Source organism: Vibrio sp. Vb0888 (genome assembly GCF_033338835.1).
Taxonomy (GTDB): Bacteria; Pseudomonadota; Gammaproteobacteria; order Enterobacterales; family Vibrionaceae; genus Vibrio; species Vibrio alginolyticus.
In genome coordinates this window covers 208,245-221,356 of the sequence record NZ_JAWOTL010000007.1, presented here as the reverse complement: position 1 = coordinate 221,356, position 13,112 = coordinate 208,245, and the positions used below count along the sequence as shown (strand labels likewise).

At 43.3% G+C, this 13,112-nt stretch carries 18 protein-coding genes; 8 read left to right on the top strand and 10 right to left on the bottom strand.

What is annotated here, in order from left to right:
* Positions 1 to 28: 28 nt before the first annotated feature.
* Entirely contained in the window at positions 29 to 403 is a 375-nt protein-coding gene (locus R7P72_RS12795) for a hypothetical protein (protein ID WP_213906906.1), read from the top strand.
* Positions 404 to 429: 26 nt separating this feature from the next.
* Here the strand turns inward: R7P72_RS12795 and R7P72_RS12790 are convergent, their stop codons facing one another.
* From R7P72_RS12790 to R7P72_RS12780, 3 genes are all read right to left on the bottom strand, one after another.
* Positions 430 to 1,320 carry an RNA polymerase sigma factor RpoD/SigA gene (locus R7P72_RS12790; RefSeq protein ID WP_017635872.1) on the bottom strand — a complete coding sequence of 297 codons (891 nt, stop codon included), beginning with the start codon at positions 1,318 to 1,320 and terminating at the stop codon, positions 430 to 432.
* Positions 1,321 to 1,652: 332 nt separating this feature from the next.
* Entirely contained in the window at positions 1,653 to 3,095 is a 1,443-nt protein-coding gene (locus R7P72_RS12785; protein ID WP_005375621.1) for a diguanylate cyclase domain-containing protein, read from the bottom strand.
* A 239-nt stretch (positions 3,096 to 3,334) separates the two neighbouring features.
* Positions 3,335 to 3,622 carry an alternative ribosome-rescue factor A gene (locus R7P72_RS12780; protein ID WP_005375622.1) on the bottom strand — a complete coding sequence of 96 codons (288 nt, stop codon included), beginning with the start codon at positions 3,620 to 3,622 and terminating at the stop codon, positions 3,335 to 3,337.
* Between the two features lie 365 nt (positions 3,623 to 3,987).
* Here R7P72_RS12780 and R7P72_RS12775 point away from each other — a divergent pair, with 365 nt between their 5' ends.
* The 4 genes from R7P72_RS12775 to R7P72_RS12760 all read left to right on the top strand — a co-directional run bounded on the left by R7P72_RS12775 (position 3,988) and on the right by R7P72_RS12760 (position 5,832).
* On the top strand, positions 3,988 to 4,197 hold the full coding sequence (locus tag R7P72_RS12775) for a cold-shock protein (protein WP_005375625.1): 210 nt from the start codon (positions 3,988 to 3,990) through the stop codon (positions 4,195 to 4,197).
* 89 nt (positions 4,198 to 4,286) lie between these two features.
* Positions 4,287 to 4,832 carry a YaeQ family protein gene (locus R7P72_RS12770; protein WP_005375627.1) on the top strand — a complete coding sequence of 182 codons (546 nt, stop codon included), beginning with the start codon at positions 4,287 to 4,289 and terminating at the stop codon, positions 4,830 to 4,832.
* Positions 4,819 to 5,361, top strand: a complete 543-nt coding sequence (locus tag R7P72_RS12765; RefSeq protein ID WP_005375629.1) for a hypothetical protein — start codon at positions 4,819 to 4,821, stop codon at positions 5,359 to 5,361. Before R7P72_RS12770 ends, R7P72_RS12765 begins: the two co-directional genes overlap by 14 nt.
* A gap of 111 nt (positions 5,362 to 5,472) precedes the next feature.
* Positions 5,473 to 5,832, top strand: coding sequence for a glutaredoxin family protein (locus R7P72_RS12760; protein WP_005375631.1), 360 nt, complete (start codon positions 5,473 to 5,475; stop codon positions 5,830 to 5,832).
* 191 nt (positions 5,833 to 6,023) lie between these two features.
* Here R7P72_RS12760 and R7P72_RS12755 read toward each other — a convergent pair whose 3' ends face one another.
* A complete protein-coding gene (locus tag R7P72_RS12755; RefSeq protein ID WP_025768460.1) occupies positions 6,024 to 6,650 on the bottom strand; it encodes an OmpA family protein in 627 nt (208 codons plus the stop codon).
* Positions 6,651 to 6,932: 282 nt separating this feature from the next.
* Between R7P72_RS12755 and R7P72_RS12750 the strand changes: the two genes are divergently transcribed.
* Positions 6,933 to 7,565 (top strand): thiol:disulfide interchange protein DsbA/DsbL, encoded by a 633-nt coding sequence (locus R7P72_RS12750; RefSeq protein ID WP_005375635.1) that lies wholly within the window; start codon positions 6,933 to 6,935, stop codon positions 7,563 to 7,565.
* Positions 7,566 to 7,578: 13 nt separating this feature from the next.
* Positions 7,579 to 8,052 carry an FKBP-type peptidyl-prolyl cis-trans isomerase gene (locus R7P72_RS12745; protein ID WP_005375638.1) on the top strand — a complete coding sequence of 158 codons (474 nt, stop codon included), beginning with the start codon at positions 7,579 to 7,581 and terminating at the stop codon, positions 8,050 to 8,052.
* An 82-nt stretch (positions 8,053 to 8,134) separates the two neighbouring features.
* On the opposite strand, the gene cyoE is transcribed toward R7P72_RS12745, so the two are convergent.
* Genes cyoE through R7P72_RS12725 form a run of 4 tightly spaced genes read right to left on the bottom strand, consistent with a single transcriptional unit; the run spans position 8,135 to position 11,375 of the window.
* Entirely contained in the window at positions 8,135 to 9,034 is a 900-nt protein-coding gene (cyoE, locus tag R7P72_RS12740) for a heme o synthase (RefSeq protein WP_005375639.1), read from the bottom strand.
* The gene (locus R7P72_RS12735; RefSeq protein WP_025768461.1) at positions 9,027 to 10,046 is read right to left on the bottom strand and encodes a COX15/CtaA family protein; all 1,020 of its coding nucleotides are present in this window, start codon (positions 10,044 to 10,046) and stop codon (positions 9,027 to 9,029) included. The genes cyoE and R7P72_RS12735 overlap by 8 nt, the downstream gene beginning before the upstream one ends.
* Before the next feature lie 11 nt (positions 10,047 to 10,057).
* Positions 10,058 to 10,594 (bottom strand): hypothetical protein, encoded by a 537-nt coding sequence (locus R7P72_RS12730; RefSeq protein WP_025768462.1) that lies wholly within the window; start codon positions 10,592 to 10,594, stop codon positions 10,058 to 10,060.
* Entirely contained in the window at positions 10,584 to 11,375 is a 792-nt protein-coding gene (locus R7P72_RS12725) for an SURF1 family protein (RefSeq protein WP_005375503.1), read from the bottom strand. Before R7P72_RS12725 ends, R7P72_RS12730 begins: the two co-directional genes overlap by 11 nt.
* Here R7P72_RS12725 and R7P72_RS12720 point away from each other — a divergent pair.
* The gene (locus R7P72_RS12720; RefSeq protein WP_005375504.1) at positions 11,374 to 11,610 is read left to right on the top strand and encodes a DUF2909 domain-containing protein; all 237 of its coding nucleotides are present in this window, start codon (positions 11,374 to 11,376) and stop codon (positions 11,608 to 11,610) included. The genes R7P72_RS12725 and R7P72_RS12720 overlap by 2 nt on opposite strands.
* A gap of 24 nt (positions 11,611 to 11,634) precedes the next feature.
* Here R7P72_RS12720 and R7P72_RS12715 read toward each other — a convergent pair whose 3' ends face one another.
* Together R7P72_RS12715 and R7P72_RS12710 are read right to left on the bottom strand one after the other, a co-directional pair.
* A complete protein-coding gene (locus R7P72_RS12715; protein WP_213906907.1) occupies positions 11,635 to 12,519 on the bottom strand; it encodes a cytochrome c oxidase subunit 3 in 885 nt (294 codons plus the stop codon).
* A 51-nt stretch (positions 12,520 to 12,570) separates the two neighbouring features.
* Positions 12,571 to 13,110, bottom strand: a complete 540-nt coding sequence (locus R7P72_RS12710) for a cytochrome c oxidase assembly protein (protein ID WP_017821600.1) — start codon at positions 13,108 to 13,110, stop codon at positions 12,571 to 12,573.
* Between the last annotated feature and the right edge of the window lie 2 nt (positions 13,111 to 13,112).

Here is a 13,112-nt window from a genome sequence, read left to right as displayed (position 1 = left end):
CCGAGATTTAGAGGTATTTAGGATTCAGATGTATACATTTGTTGCTGACAAATTGGATGTGGTTTATTTATCAGCGATACCAGAAAACCACGCATTACAGGACTTTGATGTGCCTGAAGAAGAACTCGAAATCCGCGAGATTGTCGAGGTATGGTATGAGTGTGCGTTTCTTCCTGACTTTAACCTTCAACACATCGACATCGAAAACAAAACCGCATTAGTCGAGACACAAGCGCAAGTCGTAAACAACTACACAAGTACGCTCGCTTTTTTACTCAAAAGTCGTACTTATCGCGCAGCACTTAACCGATTATTGAGTGTATGGAGATTGGAGGCAGCAGCTAAAGCACAGCTTGAGCTGCTGTTACTTACGGAAGAACAGAGTAGCAAGCCAGTAAATTAATCGGCTAGGATAAGGGGCTAAAAATCTTAAACCCAACCATCGAATCGGAGACGTTTCTGCACGCGTTCAACCGCCTCTATCTGCATCTGACGAACACGCTCGTTAGATACGTTTAACAACAAGCCTATTTCCGACAAGGTTTTCACTCTCTGGTCAAATAATCCGAATCGATGGATTAAGACTTTCTGCAACTTAGTTGGCAAAGTTTTAATAATATTTTCAATGGCTTGAGTAAAGCACTGGTTTTCACAGTCTTGTTGTGGATCTGGCGTGTACTCACTTTCACACAGTTCAAGAACAAATGGAACACGATGTAGGTCCGCCGTGGTCGATACATCAATAAAACCACTTAGAGCAACAAGTTCATCTATACGTTCTGCTTTCACCCCTGAGCAGCGTGAGAGTTCAGAAATAGACAACTCTTTGCTCTCACTTTTTGACGCATCGAGCTTTTTTAAAGCCAGGCTATTTATCTCTTTGCACACATGAGCAGGTAAACGTACCGTGCGGCCATTGTTCATTAATGCCGCTTCTATATTCTCGCGAATCCACCATACCGCATAAGTAGAAAAACGGTAGCCTGGCTCAGGATCGAATTTATCGACCGCTTTTATCAAACCAATGTTACCTTCTTCTATTAAATCGAGCAGAGTAAAGTTATTGCCTGGCCGTTTGAGGTAGCCTTTTGCGATTTTCACAACAAGTCGAAGATTAGACTCAATCAACATTTCGCGCGCTTCTTCATCACCAGCTCGATTAAGTTTGGCGTAATGCAACTCCTCTTCACGAGACAACAAATCAATGCCCACAATATCTTTGAGATAGTGAGCATAAGGGTCTTTCCCAACTGACAACGATTCTTTCATTGACAGTTCATCCGTGACAGCTCGGAACCTAGCAAAGCATTCGTTGTTCATTCCCCGTCCTTCTCAAGCCAACTTATTTCTTATCTTCTTTAATTGTTTTTGTACAACACTGTATGCATCATGCTTTATATGCATTACTTTACACTGAGTGTAGACAGGGGTTCTGATCTTTACCAAGAAATCGCTTATCACTTTAAAACAATTACTGCTTCTATGATAAAAACGTGAGCAGGTGGGGGGTTATATATATGAAAGTGCAAGTATTTGTACGCAAATTGGCCTCAAAGAAAACAACGCAACGTGATCGTTAACGCTTACCACGTTACTCTGACTAAAACTTTGAGGCTTGAGGACGGTTTGAAGTATAGTTGAATTAACGAGATCTAATTCACTTGACGAAGCGCAGGTTGAAGCTGACAGTCTGTTATAACTTGGAAAACTGCACGATTCTTTCCTTCAGACTTACCTTGATACATCAACTCGTCAGCATCTTGCAAGCTCACGATGTGGGTAAACTCAGGATAGTAAGCACAGCCCAAACTGATACTCAAATGAATTGCTTGTCCGCCCAGTATAACAGGCTGATCGTAAACGGCTTTACAAAGCATATTGGCAAAATTGAGCGCTTCTCGCTCTGACAAAGAAGACGTAACGAGTGCGAACTCTTCTCCTCCAATTCTCGCCAATGTCATTCGGTCATCAGTCATCGACTTAGCGGCTTCTGCGATGGCAACTATTGCTCGGTCTCCAGCAAGGTGGCCATATCGATCATTGATTGATTTAAAATCATCAATATCAAACACCATCACCGTTAAGTTTCGCTTCAAATGATTCAGTAGCGCCAATTGCTCAATCAGGTGTCTACGGTTGTATAGCTTTGTGAGAGAATCCGTCAACGTCATCTCCAGCAATTGCTGATTGGCAATCGTTAATTGCCTTGTCCGAAGAGCAACCATACGTTTGAGGGCAAAAATATGATAAAGCGTTGCGACCGCCATAATGAAAATAGCAATAGGGAAAAGATAAAGTGGATAAACCGTTTTCACCAGACTCCAACGGGTGAGGATCCGCTCACGATCCGTATCGATGACTTTTTCAAACGCTCGTGATACCTCTAAAATGGAAGTTGCACTGTGCATTCCTGCTGCAATCCGAAGATCTTTACTATATAAGCTAATTGTCGGGACAAACATACCCGCTCCCGGCGTGGTTGCCATATAAAAGTTAGCAACTTGCAGGTCTGCAACGAAGTACAGCACCTTTTTATCGACGGCGGCTTGTATCATCGAATCATTGTTAATGTATTCTGCGATAGGTGCATTCGGGTAATTCGTCTGAACAAACTCAGACTCGTAACTTCCTTTAACAACGCCAATTGGCAGCGTCATTTCGCCAGTTAAAACACTCCTGATATCAACCGAAAGTACATCTTTATTTACGTACAATTTGGTTTGGATAGGCATTATGACTGCGCCAAAGTCCATATACTTCGCTCTTTCGGGCGAGTAGACAAGTCCTCCGTGAAAGTCAGCCTTACCCTCTTTTACGGCTTGTAAAGAAGCATCCCAATCCAAAAGGAGAAACTGAACGTCGATTTGGTTGTTCGCCGCGTACTCTTTCCAAAAGTCGATTAAAATACCTTTAGGTTCACCATCTGGGCTAAGATAAGAGAACGGCTTCCACGCTTTGGAGTTAGCAACAATTAAAGAATGAGACTCTGATTTGTGCGCATGCGCCATCGGACAAATGGACAGCCACAGTAGTAATAAAGAAGCACACGCTTTTTTACATTTGCAACCATAAGTACCATAACTCGTCGATGACATACCTACTTCTCACCAGTCTTTTTAAACCATAATCTCGGCTGTTTGATTAGACTAAAGATATAGTAGAGTTGCATAATACAGGAAGTGACGCTTATTGATATGAATCTAACTTAGTAAGTTTTAGTACTTAATTGGTACTTTCAACGCTTGGTTCGCTGAAGCAGTTGAAGCAGTTGAAGCAGTTGAAGCAGTTGAAGCAGTTGAAGCAGTTGAAGCAGTACATGATAAATTAGGAAAACTTATCTGGTACTAAAAAATTGAATATCATCAGTTTTGCAAACACCTAGTACCAATAAAAAAGCCCTATTCAAAATCCACCTTGGGGAGAACTTTGAACAGGGCTCTTTGCCTCTATGCTTCATTTTACGGCTGAAGCTACCTTTACCTTTTTTCGCTTTAACGACTCGTGTTTGGAACAGCTGACTGGTAACAACCGCTTTTAACGCGTTGTCTTTGATTTCACCTCTGCCGAAGTCGGTCTCATGTTGTGAGCCACTCGGTTGAGGACTGATTTTACGCTTTGCCATAAATCCTCCTTAATGGTCGAACCAGATTGGACAATAATTATATAAATAAGTCAAATTTATAGATTTAGTTGAATTTTATGCTAAAAAACTTCACATCACCGTCATTTATTTGAAATTTAATCAAAAACATGCTGGTTAAATAGTGACTAAATACAAATATTTGTCCATAAAGCACTAATATATGTTGACTCTTCGTGGAATTAACCTAGACTCAAACACGGCTAGAAAGAAAGTTCTTTGTTTTCACATTTCGTTGGATTACTTGTAACCCGTCGTCCTGTGGTACGCAATAGCAATTTATTTTTCCACGCTATAAGCGCCGTTGAGGCGAAAGATTACATTATTTAGATATTTAGGAAATAGACATGTCTAACACAGCTACTGGCACAGTTAAGTGGTTCAACGAAACTAAAGGCTTCGGTTTCATTCAACAAGAAAACGGTCCTGACGTATTTGCTCACTTCTCTGCAATCACTGGTGACGGCTTCCGTACTCTAGTTGAAGGCCAGAAAGTAGAATTTGTTATCTCTCAAGGTCAAAAAGGCCCTCAAGCAGAGCAAATCAAAGTACTTTAATTCTTAAAGAATTTGATACGATAGCCAGCTTTTAAAGCTGGCTATTTTTTTGCCTAAAACTTATTTTGCCAACAAAACGATATAAATCTATGGCTCTTAAACCAACCATTTACAAATTTCGTATCGCCATTTCCGATATGAATAATGACTATTACGATTCTAAAAATCTAACTATCGCCCTTCACCCTTCTGAAAAGCCGCAACGAATGTTGGCTCGCATTCTAGCTTACTGTTTAAATGCTCAAAGCAATCTAGAGTTTACAAAAGGACTCTCTACGATTGAAGAGCCTGATTTATGGCATGTTGGCGATGATCAAAGCATTACTCACTGGATTGAAATTGGCGAACCAGAACCAGACAGAATTAAGAAAGCTTCTCGCCTCGCAAAGCATGTAAAAGTTTACACTTATAACACCAAAGCGGCTGTCTGGTGGGACAAAATGTCAGGAAAGTTCTCAATGCTTCCCGTCAACGTAGAGAGCTTTGACTATGACGCTATCGACTTGATTTGTCAGCACCTTGACCGAGGTACTAGCCTTTCTGTTATGATTACTGGCAGCTCAATTTTTGTTGATATCAATGATCAACATATCGAAGTAACGGTGAAGGAACTAAAAAACCATGACGTCTCTTAGTGAACTGAGTCAAGAGATGGGATTTGAAGAAATCCCCTTTGTTAAAGAACATAAAGCAGCAAAGCGACGTTGGTTAAAAGAACAGTCACAACTATTTACAAAAGTTTGTGAGAACAAACCCACAACAGCACCTACTCTTCACCTGCTTGGCCTTTTGACCAAATCACATATTGAAGCAAGTGCTAACTACGAGCAACATGCTCACTCTACCCAGCGTATGCAGCAAGTTCTGACTGACTCCTTGGGTAATGAGCACGCGGATAAGTTTACTAACCAATCTGCTGAAGACCTAATCTTAGTCACCCACCTTTGGTTATACACGCAAGGCTATTTAAATATGGATTTCAGCTTAGCGCACGATCATGCCGAGCAGACTCAAAATACATTGCAGCATGAGCTTGTCATAAAACGCATGGACGTTGATGCATTCAGAACCGAACTCATGCAAAGTTTTTATCAAGGTAAAGAAGCCCGTCCGGCTTCAGCAAGTGGCTTTTGGGGTTGGTTTAAACGTCTATTTTCCGCATAAAATACATGGTTTTATCCATTTCAAACAACTGATAGACTTCACGTTCAGTGCAACAAGCATCATGATTGCATTCTTAAAGGACAATTACCCAATGAACATCAAGGGATCATTATGAAGTTTATCCGTTGGATTTTAGGCAAGGTTATCTTATTGCTGAACGCGGTGTTCTCACCTCGTGGTATTAAGCGCACCGCAGAAGAACAGCAACGTATTGATGAAAAAGCGAAACAATACGCACTTTACCAATTTGAAGCCTGCCCTTTTTGCGTAAAGGTCCGCCGTGCAATGAAGCGTCAATCGGTGAACATTGAGCTACGTGATGCAAAAAATAACCCGACTCATCGAGCTGAACTAGAGCAAGGTGGTGGGCGAGTTAAAGTCCCTTGTCTTCGTATCGAAAAAGATGGCGAGACACAGTGGTTATACGAGTCATCTGACATCGTCGCTTACGTTGAAAAAGAATTTGCCTAAGTTCCCCCTATGAACATTGGCGGATGTAAAAGAGGCACCTAACGGTGCCTCTTTTCTATTTTTTCTAGCTAAATGTTGCCGTGCGAGCTTTCCTTATTCAGTCTTCTTGCTCAACTCCGAACTTAAACTCCACTAAGCAAATAACGGGGATGCGAGAACAACACAACGAAGATTACCGCCTAACGTCTGCGTTATTCATCCACGATCAATGTTAGCTCTACGCGCCGATTGCAAGCTTTACCACTCGCTGTCGCATTGCTGCACTTCGGTACATACTCTCCGAAGCCTCTAGAAAACACTCGTTGACGTGGAATACTCGTCGCCAATAGTTGTTTTTCTACTTCACGAGCTCGCTTTTCAGATAGCGTGTCATTGAAGCTTTCAGCTCCCGTACTATCCGCATGACCATCAATCACGACATCAACATCAGTTCTTCCCGCCAGATAGTGACCAATGTTTCGAATCCAGTCTTGAGATTGAGCAGATAACCGTGCAGAACCCGTTTGAAAATGCACTTGCTCTTTCAAACGTATCATCAGGTGACCACCACTGAGCGTCTCGTGAGGAATGTTATGCCTGCTCAGGAACATTTCCAGAGAGGTCACGTTTTGCGACTTTTTTACTGACGCCCTCGCCGTTTGATATGAACGAGGGGAAGAAGCCACATTGGATGCGCTCGGGTATCCCCACTCTGGGTGTCTCAGCTCAGTGTTTGATTTAGGAGCTGTATCTAAAATGTTCCCACCAGGGACCATATCTTGATCGAGGCTGCTGCACCCGGCCAGAATGCCACAAACAATTAAAAACCAATGCTTCATACCATTACCAACGTAGAAAAACTCTTGTTCATTGTGTCGACAAAACACGCCGAATCTTTAGCGCTTTTGTCCACCGATTGGTTTGTCTATGCAGCGTTCATGCCACTGGAGTCAATGCAAAATCATCTCTCAAATAAAACGCAACACTAAAATACCCTACCCTTACAGTCCATACGTCAGGCAAAGTCTGTTACCAATGGTCTCACTTTATTGTTATTTAATGGTTTTAGTCACTATCGTTAACCGATAAACTAACGCAAATTTCTCATTTAGAGCACTACTATGTTAAAAACCATATCGAAAGGCTTTGCTGTTGTTGTTGCCGTAATGGCTTTGTCGGCATGCGATAGCGGCAAGAGTCAGCCTCAGCAAGGCAAACAATACGAAGTTTTGCCAGTATCCCTTGAAGAATATGATTTAGCTCCCCTGACTGAAGCATTCTCTTTAACTTGTGGCCACTGCCGCTCAATGGAAGAGTTTGTCCCTCAAATTGAATCATTGACCGATCAAAGCGTTGAAAAAATGCATGTAACGTTCAATGAAAGTGCACAAGTGAGCGCCATCATCTTCTATACTGCCGTAATGCAGCTTGAATCAACACCAGATAAAGCGTTTATGGCGGATCTTTTTACTGCTGTGCAAATGGGTGCCGATGCAACGGCTGAGGAACGCCAAATCGCCGTAGAGAAAGCCTTTGAGTCTCGCAACCTTATCAGCCCTTACCATTTAGATGAAGCACAGCAAAAAACGCTGTTTGAGTACATCACTAAGGCAGAAGCGATCACGACTCGCGGCCAAATTAACTCCGTTCCAGCCTTTATCGTAAACGGAAAATATCAAGTGATTACTGGTGGTCATGACAGCGTTGAAGCCATGGCAGAAACCATCAACTTTTTGCTAAAACAACCTAAATAGACAAGGAGATTACGTGTCTAAATTTTTGTTTCCTCTTATTATTTTTATTTTGGCGGGCTTTTTCATTTACCGTACTTGGACAAACCATAAAGTAGCAGATGAAAACTTTGCCAAAGGCCAAGCATTCTTACTAGAAAATGCGAAAAAAGAAGGCGTCATCACAACAGAAAGTGGCCTTCAATACATGGTTCTTGAAAAAGGCGAAGGTGAGGTTCACCCAACGGCAACAAGTAAAGTAAAAGTACACTACCACGGCACCTTGATTGATGGCACGGTATTCGATAGCTCTGTTAATCGTGGTGAGCCTATTTCATTTGGTCTTAACCAAGTCATTAAAGGCTGGCAAGAAGGTCTACAATACATGGTAGAAGGTGAGAAAATCCGCCTTTTCGTACCAAGCACGCTTGGCTATGGTAAGAGTGGCTCTGGCCCAATTCCACCAGCAAGTGTTTTGATCTTTGATGTTGAACTACTAGAAATTCAATAAATCTAGAAAGCTTTGTCTTAAAGCCAAAGTATCAAAACCAAAAACGCCGCGAACCACGCGGCGTTTTCTGTTTTAAGAAAGGTTAAAAACCAATATAGTGATCCGAAAGCAATGCAATGAACAACGCCAAAAGATGATAGATAGAGAATTTAAACGTCTCCATCGCGGTATTTGGCTCTGGTGCATATTTTAGCTTCCATGCATGGTACATAAAGCCAACATTGAGTAGTAGCGAGGCAAAAAGATACACCACGCCGACCATACCAACCAAAACCGGTAGGACACAAACCAAAGTCAATAGCACCGTATACAACAGAATAGAAGTTTTGGTGTACTCAATGCCGTGTGTCACTGGCAGCATGGGAATATCTACCTTGCGGTAATCCTCGACACGATGAATAGCCAGAGCCCAAAAATGTGGTGGCGTCCAGATAAAAATGATCATCACGAGCAGCCAAGCATTCGCATGTAATTGCCCTGTTACAGCAGTCCAACCGAGAAGAGGCGGCATCGCACCGGCAATCCCTGCAATGACGATATTTTGGGGCGTAGCACGTTTGAGGTACATTGTGTATACCATCGCATAGCCGAGCAAACTCATCAAAGTCAACCATGCCGTCAGCGGGTTGACCATCGCATATAGAAGTACAAACCCTAAGACACCTAAAACTGTAGCGAAGGCTATCACCGATGATGGTTTAGTCTCACCCGATGGCAATGGTCGTTTGTGTGTGCGTGCCATTCTCGCATCAATTCGGCGGTCAATTAGATGATTAAACGCTGCCGCAGACCCTGCCATCAGACCAATCCCCGTTAGGCCAACTACCGCCTGCAACCAGGGGAAATCATCAACCGGGGCTAAGCTCATCCCTACTACTGCCGTCACCAACATTAACGCCACCACTTTAGGTTTCGTTAACTTCAAATAAACGGAACTTAGTCGCTTTCGCCCATTTAACGACAGCGCGATTTCTTTACTCATAGCGAACTCCTTTCGCGGTGTAATTCCAAGCCGTTTTACCCTGCCACAAGTAAAACTGACTAACACAAACGAGACTCAACATAACAGCGGCACCAAGGTTGTGCGCCACCGCGACATAGATAGGAAGTTGAAATACTACGTTGCTTACACCCAGCATAATTTGGCACACCAGAGTGAATAACAACCACCCTCCGATTCTCTGTGAATGATGAGAATCTTGCCTCATAAGCCCAATACTATAAGCCAATACCACGGTGGCGGTAACAATAGCACCTATACGATGAGTGACGTGTATAGTCATTCTTGCCGGATACTCCAAGACACCAAATTCATAATTCTCGAATCCAGTTTGCCAGAAAGAAAACGCTTCTTTCCATGAGAGATGGCTCATCCAGTCTCCCTCACAAATCGGCAGTGTGGTACACATCAGCGCAGCATAATTTGACGAAGTCCATCCTCCAAGGAGCACTTGCACCAAAACAACCAGAAAAACCAACAATGAAAAGCCTCTCAGAGAGCTAGAAGATGGAGAGAAATAGAGATTGTTTTGCGCTTTTAATTGGCAGTAAAAAATCGCCTGTAACGCCAATAAAACAAAACCACCGAGCAAGTGAAGCATCACGATGACGGGCATTAATTTAAGAGTAACTGTCCACATTCCCAAAAGTGCCTGCCCAATCACCAATACGCTGAGCAACATCGGAATGGTTGAATTTACACGCTCAGACCTTACTGATATCGCTGCCATCGCAAAAATGACTAAACCTAACGTTCCTGCAAAATAGCGATGAATCATCTCAAGCCATGCTTTCTCATGCTCTACTGCCCGCTCGGGGAAGTTCAGGTTAGCACGTATGACGTCTTCTTCTTGATGTGGCACAGAAAAGTGCCCATAACAACCAGGCCAATCCGGGCAACCTAACCCTGCATCTGAAAGGCGAGTATATGCCCCTAACATGATCACCACGAGAGTTAGCAGCACACTGAATCTAACCAACTGAATTAATTTCATATGCACTTCCTCTAACCGACTCGTGACAGTTTTAAGAGCTTGCGTAAGTCCGCCAACATACCTTTATTCAATAGGACTAAGTCCTCATTTGGTTTCGGCGAGTAAGACATCACCAGTTGCCCAAGAGGATCAACGATCAACATTTGCCCAGGTTTCACTTTTGCGGTAACCAATTCATTCATTTGCATCGCTAACATCGATACTTCTATGGGATCTGAATGCTCAGTCTGCCAAACGACTGGCACTACTCGCTCTTGATACTTACCTAAAGCAACATGGCTTTGCTGAAGCAGGTAAAGCTGCTGTTTACACTCTTCAGTGCATTCGTTAGGCAATACATAAGCGAGTTGCCAACCATGGTCTTTGAGAGGTGACTCTTGACCAAGTTGCTCTAACGTCGTGTATGGTTCGACTAACTCGCCTCTATTGGTCACTCCGCTTTGATACCACCCTTGTGTGAGAATGACTTTTGCAATGACAGCGGGAAGCGCGAACGTACAAACCAGCGCAATCAACATTAGTCGTCCTTTGGTTACTTTAGATGTCATGCTTCACCTCCATGTGACGCAACTTTTTTTGCCAACGAACAAAAACAATTAAAGTCAGTAATAAGAAAACACCTGCCATCGAAAACCATTGAATCGAATAGCCAAAATGTTTGGCACTATTGAGTGGCAATGGATTCCAAGGAAAGTCATAGGGCCAACGAGTTAAATTGTCTGGCTGCAAGACTGCGGGCATAAGTTCAATATTCAGTAGCTGATTCAATTGCGCGATGTTTAGGTTTTGCACGCGAATAACATCACCAACTTCCGGCATTAACTCTGAACTCAGTGGATTAGTAGATTTTCGGTACAGGCGTCCTGTGATGAAAGTCGGATTATCGAGTTTGGTGACCGTTGGTAACATTGAGCGATCTGCTCTTCCCTCGACAAAACCAAGCTCCAATAACGCATAGGTACTAGGCTCATCGCTCGTCAATACAATCTGAAATGCTAAATATCCCACACTGCCTTGATGCGTTTGGTTGTCTAACAGAATTACGGGAAACGCCTGAGGAACAACATTAACTTCCACTTTTTTCCCGAGGATACTTTCCTCTCGCCAGTCGTTGTCTTCAAGAACGACGCTTAGTGCTTGGTACGCACTATCCGCACGCGCGAGAATGGCTTGTTCCAACGCTTGTTTTTCTTGCGCTCTCTCAAACTGCCAAAAACCCAGTTTGACCAAAAGAGAAAACACAACCACAGTTAAACCAACTGCAACCCAAAACCGTTTCGATAGCCATAATTGTCTTGATAACAACAATGATGAAACCGGAGGTGCCATGTCCACCGTATTTCTATTCAAACTGACGCTTGTCCTTTTGCTGCTTTTCATTATCTTCAACCTCGCAAAAGCGCTTATCGAAATGGTTCGTGAAGACCCAGATAATCCTGAAAAAAGAGACAAACCCATGAGTCATTACTTAGGCCGTCGAGTCATGTTCTCCGCTTTGGTGGTCGTCCTTTTGCTTATTGCGCTCAGCTCGGGTTGGCTAGCACCAAACCCTCGCCCTTATTAGTCGAACCAAGAGTTCACACTGAGCCTAAAATACGTAAACAAACACAAACAGACATAACCAAACCACATCCACGAAATGCCAATACCAGCTGCCCGCTTGAAAGGCAAAATGGTTCTTTGGCGAAAAGTGATCTTTAGCGATTCTGAACAGCAGCACGATTAAGAAGATAGTCCCAAGACAAACGTGTAAACCGTGGAATCCCGTCAACATGAAGAACGTGTTACCGTAAATACCGGACTGCAACGTGAGCCCTATGTCTTGATAAGCATGAACATACTCAACCGCTTGGTAATATAGGAAAAAGCCAGCAAGTACGATGGTTATCTCTAACCAAACAATCAGTGCCGTTCTTTTGTCTTGTTCAAGGCTTATATGCGCCATATGTAGCGTAATAGACGACAATAGCAGCAAGATAGTGTTGGTAAGGGGTATGCCCTGCCACGGCATAGCTTGTGTTGTTTCTCCCCCCGGTGTCAGTGTGAGTGGCCACATCGCTTCGAAGGTTGGCCACAGGACTTCGTTAGTCATGAAGTTATTATCTGCCCCACCTAACCAAGGCACAGAAATCATTCTGGCGTAAAATAAGGCACCAAAAAAGGCACCAAAAAACATCACTTCAGAAAAGATAAACCAGCTCATTCCTTGGCGAAAAGAACGAGTAATTTGCGAGCTGTATTTTCCACTCAGTGATTCAGTAATCACATTACTAAACCAACCAGCCAACATGTAAAGCAAGAACAAGAAACCCACCGCTAGCACAATGCCACCAATGGTTCCCACTGCACCGCCACTTTGTGTCCCTTGGACGGTCATGCCTGCGCCAACAGCAACCAAAAACAGAGCAAATGCACCGATGATCGGCCAGCTACTTTGAGCGGGAACATAATATGTTCCTGGCTTGTTACTCATAATTTCTCTCCTTACTGACCAACCTTGGTCTGTATCTCTCTCCCTGAGTGGCTAAGAGCCTGTAGGAGGGGGAAGTTTATAGAGTGTGTAAGACAGCGTTAACGTGTGTATAGACTCAGGCAAGTCCGGTTCGATATAAAAAATCAACGGCATTTGAGCTTGCTGTTTACCATCCAGAGGCTGCTGGTTAAAACAAAAACACTCAATCTTATTGAAGTAAGCAGCTCCAGTCCCGGGAGAAACAGAAGGAACGGCTTGCCCCACCAACTTCTGCCCGCTTTCATTAAATGCAAGGTATTCAGTTTGCACAACTTCACCTGGGTGAACATCCATCGAAATCACTTTGGGTCTAAACTCCCAAGGCATATCTGGGCTTACATGCGCCATAAACTCCACGCGAATAGTTCGGCTCATGTCCGGCTGCATACCTGTCGGTTGAATAGCGGCCACTTCACTTGTCTTTCCATTGATTCCCAATGCGTCGCACATCACGTCATAAAGTGGGACCAGTGCATAGCCGAAGCCAAACATTAACAGGGTCGCCAAAAGTAACTTCACTGTGAGCTTCTTGTTTGATGGATTCGGTTTCATGT

Excerpts from the sequence above, each read along its gene's own strand:
- R7P72_RS12795 (WP_213906906.1), top strand. The coding sequence starts at position 29 with ATGTATACATTTGTTGCTGACAAATTGGATGTGGTTTATTTATCAGCG.
- R7P72_RS12790 (WP_017635872.1), bottom strand. The coding sequence starts at position 1,320 with ATGAACAACGAATGCTTTGCTAGGTTCCGAGCTGTCACGGATGAACTG.
- R7P72_RS12785 (WP_005375621.1), bottom strand. The coding sequence starts at position 3,095 with ATGTCATCGACGAGTTATGGTACTTATGGTTGCAAATGTAAAAAAGCG.
- R7P72_RS12780 (WP_005375622.1), bottom strand. The coding sequence starts at position 3,622 with ATGGCAAAGCGTAAAATCAGTCCTCAACCGAGTGGCTCACAACATGAG.
- R7P72_RS12775 (WP_005375625.1), top strand. The coding sequence starts at position 3,988 with ATGTCTAACACAGCTACTGGCACAGTTAAGTGGTTCAACGAAACTAAA.
- R7P72_RS12770 (WP_005375627.1), top strand. The coding sequence starts at position 4,287 with ATGGCTCTTAAACCAACCATTTACAAATTTCGTATCGCCATTTCCGAT.
- R7P72_RS12765 (WP_005375629.1), top strand. The coding sequence starts at position 4,819 with ATGACGTCTCTTAGTGAACTGAGTCAAGAGATGGGATTTGAAGAAATC.
- R7P72_RS12760 (WP_005375631.1), top strand. The coding sequence starts at position 5,473 with ATGAAGTTTATCCGTTGGATTTTAGGCAAGGTTATCTTATTGCTGAAC.
- R7P72_RS12755 (WP_025768460.1), bottom strand. The coding sequence starts at position 6,650 with ATGAAGCATTGGTTTTTAATTGTTTGTGGCATTCTGGCCGGGTGCAGC.
- R7P72_RS12750 (WP_005375635.1), top strand. The coding sequence starts at position 6,933 with ATGTTAAAAACCATATCGAAAGGCTTTGCTGTTGTTGTTGCCGTAATG.
- cyoE (WP_005375639.1), bottom strand. The coding sequence starts at position 9,034 with ATGAGTAAAGAAATCGCGCTGTCGTTAAATGGGCGAAAGCGACTAAGT.
- R7P72_RS12735 (WP_025768461.1), bottom strand. The coding sequence starts at position 10,046 with ATGAAATTAATTCAGTTGGTTAGATTCAGTGTGCTGCTAACTCTCGTG.
- R7P72_RS12730 (WP_025768462.1), bottom strand. The coding sequence starts at position 10,594 with ATGACATCTAAAGTAACCAAAGGACGACTAATGTTGATTGCGCTGGTT.
- R7P72_RS12720 (WP_005375504.1), top strand. The coding sequence starts at position 11,374 with ATGTCCACCGTATTTCTATTCAAACTGACGCTTGTCCTTTTGCTGCTT.
- R7P72_RS12725 (WP_005375503.1), bottom strand. The coding sequence starts at position 11,375 with ATGGCACCTCCGGTTTCATCATTGTTGTTATCAAGACAATTATGGCTA.
- R7P72_RS12715 (WP_213906907.1), bottom strand. The coding sequence starts at position 12,519 with ATGAGTAACAAGCCAGGAACATATTATGTTCCCGCTCAAAGTAGCTGG.
- R7P72_RS12710 (WP_017821600.1), bottom strand. The coding sequence starts at position 13,110 with ATGAAACCGAATCCATCAAACAAGAAGCTCACAGTGAAGTTACTTTTG.